This window comes from Nocardia sp. 852002-51101_SCH5132738 (assembly GCF_001665695.1).
GTDB lineage: Bacteria > Actinomycetota > Actinomycetes > Mycobacteriales > Mycobacteriaceae > Nocardia > Nocardia nova.
On record NZ_LZML01000113.1, the window covers coordinates 1 to 2,158 of the forward strand.

The following is a 2,158-nucleotide window of genomic DNA, read 5'->3' on the forward strand; positions in this document are numbered from 1 at the left end:
ACGGGAAGGTGCAAAAGGTGTAGCGAAGTGTTGGTGGCTGGTGTGACTGGGTTGCGTATGTGTGGCGTATATCGGTGCGGGTGGGCGTATATCGGTGGCGGTATACGGGATGGTGCCAAAGGTGTGTTCAGATTTTTCGGTCTGTGTGGTTGGTGGGCGTATATGGGTGTTGGTGTGCGTATATGGGTTGGTTGTATGCGGGTGTAGTGGTGGTTGTATGTGGTGTGGTTGTGGCTGTATACGGGTGTGATGGTGGTTGATGGTGGCTGGATATAGTTCGGCCCCGAGCCTGTAGCAGGAGGCTCGGGGCCGAAACCGCGGTCGATCGGTTGGTCAGTGCTTGCGCAGGGCGATCACCACCCCGCTGGCAGTGTTGAGTTCATCGGCGGCGTCGAACCAGCGCTGCACCGAGCCGAAGGACACTCCCAGATCCCGCGCCACCCGTGAGGCACCGTGTCCGGTGGCGGCCCGATCGGCCAGCGCCGCGGCGACCCGATCGACAGGCAACCGGGAATTGCTGATGCGGTGCACCTCGGTGGCCAGCTCCCACAACTCCGGCGTGAACGGATTCGGGACCTCAACAGAGTCCGCCCCCCACGTCTCCGGTTTGAACGGATCCAGGGGCGCGTCCCCAGCCTGCTCGTCAGGCTGCTCGACATGCTCGCCAGGGTGCTCGACATGCTCGACAGGATCGGTTTCGGCGTCGGCGGGGGTGCTTGCCAGGTGCTCGACAGCGGCGTCACTGGATCCGGCGACGGGGCGGGGGTGCTCGTCAGGCTGCTCGACAACATCGCCCGATTGCGTGGTGGCGGGGGTCTCGCCGAGGGGTTCGGCGTCGGTGCTCGCTACCGGAGCCGCCGAATCCGAGGGGTGCTCGACAGGCTGCTCAACAGCGGCAGCCGGTTCGGTCACGGGCGCATCCTGGCTGGAAATCTCCAGGTCGGCGGGGTGCTCGGTTCCGTTGCCGGGGTCGGCGGTCACGGCCTGGCCCTCGTCGATTCCGTTCTCGACGGCCACCACCGGCAGCGGCAGCGTGGTCTCGGCGAGAGCAACCACCTGGGCGGGGTGCTCGCCAAGCACCGGAGAAGTGCTCGACACGGATTCGGCGCTGCTACCCAGGTGCGCGGTAGCGGCGGCCATACTGCTGGGTTCGTGCTCGTCAGCGGTCGCCGCCTGCTCGACACGGCGACCCATCGGGAGCGGCCCGGGGGTCATCTGCTCGGTAGGCGCGCTGTATCGGGCACCGGGAGGCGGCGGGGTGCTCGGTTCGTTCCGGGGTGCTCGATAGGACTCGTCATCGTCGACGGCGCACTCGTCGATCAGAGTCGCGTAGCGGCCAGCGACCCACGAGTGAAGCCAGATCACCACCCCGACCATGAACGGCGCCACCGCGAACTCGGCGGCCCGCGCCCCGTCGTCGGCAGCGATCCGGGGGATGACGTTGAGGCCCACGGTCAGTCCCATCAGCGCCAGCTCGAGGAACACCACCTTCCCGCGGTCGATCTCCTTGCCGAGACGCGCGGCGTTGGTGGCCACCACCATGATGGCGATGATCGGGACGCTGATCATGGCCTCGAGTCCGTAGGACAGCCAGTACAGCGGGTCGGCGGTGTCGCCGTCGGGCACCAGGTTGTGCTGGACGTTGACCCCGGACCAGGCCATGCCGATCACCACCACGGTGATCAGCGCCCGCGCCGACCACGAGGCGTGGCGGTACAGCTGGGCCAGCTGGGCATCCGGGGAGGCCATGCGCCGGCGCGCGGCCCGTGCTTTGCGATGCCAGCGCGAATCCTTGTCGTCGACGCGCGCGATCTGCTGATCGGATTTCTGGGCGCGTTTGAGCGCGGCCAGCTGTGCGGCTTTGGTGCGGCGGCGGATCTCGCGATCGGTCGCGCGTTCCCATTCGGCCAGCTCGCGTTCGGCGGCCAGCTCGTCGTCGCTGAGCATTTCCCGCAGGGCCGGATCGTGCTGCCAGGCCAGCCGCCCCCGGGCGGTGGCCACCCGGGCGGCCAGGTCCTCGGCCTCGTCCGGATCGAATGTCGTGCTCATGTCATGCCTTCCCCCGTCGCCGGACACCCGCCGGCGGCTGATCTGTCGTGCTCTGCTCAGCGGCAATCTGGGCCCTGACCTGTTCGACCACGTCGTCGGGCCACCGCCC

1 protein-coding gene is annotated in these 2,158 nt (G+C 67.7%); it reads right to left on the bottom strand.

Features of this window, described 5'->3' with window-relative positions; all coding sequences use genetic code 11:
- Positions 1-333: 333 nt before the first annotated feature.
- The gene (locus A5789_RS16835; protein ID WP_064927295.1) at positions 334-2,049 is read right to left on the bottom strand and encodes a hypothetical protein; all 1,716 of its coding nucleotides are present in this window, start codon (positions 2,047-2,049) and stop codon (positions 334-336) included.
- Positions 2,050-2,158 lie beyond the last annotated feature (109 nt).

Bases quoted from the DNA above. Each gene is read 5' to 3' on its own strand.
- A5789_RS16835 (WP_064927295.1), bottom strand. From the start codon at position 2,049: ATGAGCACGACATTCGATCCGGACGAGGCCGAGGACCTGGCCGCCCGG.